General features: G+C 42.2%; 3 protein-coding genes. All 3 read left to right on the top strand.

From position 1 onward, the window contains the following. Nucleotides 1-183 precede the first annotated feature (183 nt). Nucleotides 184-888: a DUF6329 domain-containing protein gene (locus LI114_RS13430; RefSeq protein WP_227221089.1), complete on the top strand. Its 705-nt coding sequence runs from the start codon at nt 184-186 to the stop codon at nt 886-888. Nucleotides 889-896: 8 nt separating this feature from the next. After that, entirely contained in the window at nt 897-1,211 is a 315-nt protein-coding gene (locus LI114_RS13435; protein WP_195388568.1) for a DUF4314 domain-containing protein, read from the top strand. Nucleotides 1,212-1,276: 65 nt separating this feature from the next. After that, the coding region (locus tag LI114_RS13440; RefSeq protein WP_227221090.1) for a DNA cytosine methyltransferase at nt 1,277-1,527 on the top strand (251 nt) is incomplete at its 3' end.

Raw genomic sequence — 1,527 nt, forward strand, 5'->3', positions numbered from 1 at the left:
CTTTCTATTTTACTTCTTTGAGGTTGGAGTGTCAAGTTTTATTATACTATATCAATGAATGAAAAATTGATAATCAACACTAACCTGCTTCGCAAAGAGGCAGAATTTAAGACAAAGTCCTGTGCGGTGGAAAAAGCGATAGCAGTTTCTCATGCTGAGTTTGATAATTTAAAAAGGCATCCCTTGCAGGACAATGACCTGATCGCTGAGAACACAGATTTGATGTACTGCGACAGAGATGATATTTATCATTGTCTGCTGATCTACGATGAGGAACAGGGTGACGGTCTGCTGATCGAAGCTGAAGGCTCATCCTACGCTAGATACGTTCAGTATATTCCAAACGCAAAGCTGTTGTACGAAAATCATATTCAGACGCATTTGCAGGAAATGAAATTTTACTGTCCCCTTGAGATCAGCAGAGTACCTGAATGTTGGTCTGATGAGGAATACGAAAAAATCTCCTCCTATGAAGCTTCTGCTTACAAATCGGAGATAAATCATTTTATCAGCGATTTCAATTTGCCCGAAGAAAAAGAGCGAGGTCTGATGCATTGGTACGATAGAGGCAATTCTGTTGACCGAAAGGTGTTTTCCGCATTTATGTCGGTCGAAGAACATAACGGAGAACTTGTGGGAGTGGTCACAGCAAACGTTCACGGTCAGCTTACGGAAGATGAACTTGAGGATCTCCGTGAATATTGTACCGGGCAGTTAAGCGACGGCGCAGGAGAGAGTCTGGAGCAAAGACCGATAAAAACTCCCGACGGAGAAATTTATATCAGCTTTTGGAATTCCGACAAATGGTTTTTGCAGACGGAGGAAGAAATGAACAGCGATCAGTTTGAGGACATGACCGAAGAACCCGATATGGGAATGACGATGTGAGGTGTTATATGATTTACAACGAAAAGAAGGTAGAAATGCTCAGGCAGAGATATCCCGAAGGAACTCGGATATGCCTTGACAGTATGGATAACGATCCCCGTCCGATTCCACCAGGTACTAAAGGCATAGTTCAATTTGTGGACGATGCAGGAACTCTGCATTGTAAATTTGATAACGGAAGAACGCTTGGCGTTATCCCCGATGTGGATAAGTTTCATAAAATCGAACAGGAACAGGCTATGGCGGATGAGCAGGAAAAATCTGAAGAAATCACAGAAACTGAGGGTTTTGAAGAATCCGAAGAAATGGAAATGTCAATGTAACGGTTAAGTTTTGAAAAAGACTTAGCCGTTTTTTTATTACACAAACAAGAAAGGATCGGTGATAAATGATAAAGTATTTCGATATCTTTGCAGGCATCGGCGGATTCCGCTCAGGACTTGAAAAAGCAGGAGGCTTTGAGTGCGTCGGGTACTGCGAAATTGACCGATATGCTAAAAAGGCATACGAAACAATGTACGATACAGAAGGTGAGGTGTATTACGATGACGCAAGAAAAATTGACCCAAACGAGTTACCCGATTTCGACCTTATATGCGGAGGCTTCCCTTGCCAAAGCTTTTCAATCGCTGGAAAAAG

It is taken from the genome of Ruminococcus sp. 210702-SL.1.03 (assembly GCF_020559915.1).
Lineage (GTDB): Bacteria > Bacillota > Clostridia > Oscillospirales > Ruminococcaceae > YE71.

Coding starts and splice junctions, on each gene's coding strand:
- LI114_RS13435 (WP_195388568.1), top strand. CDS start 897: ATGATTTACAACGAAAAGAAGGTAGAAATGCTCAGGCAGAGATATCCC.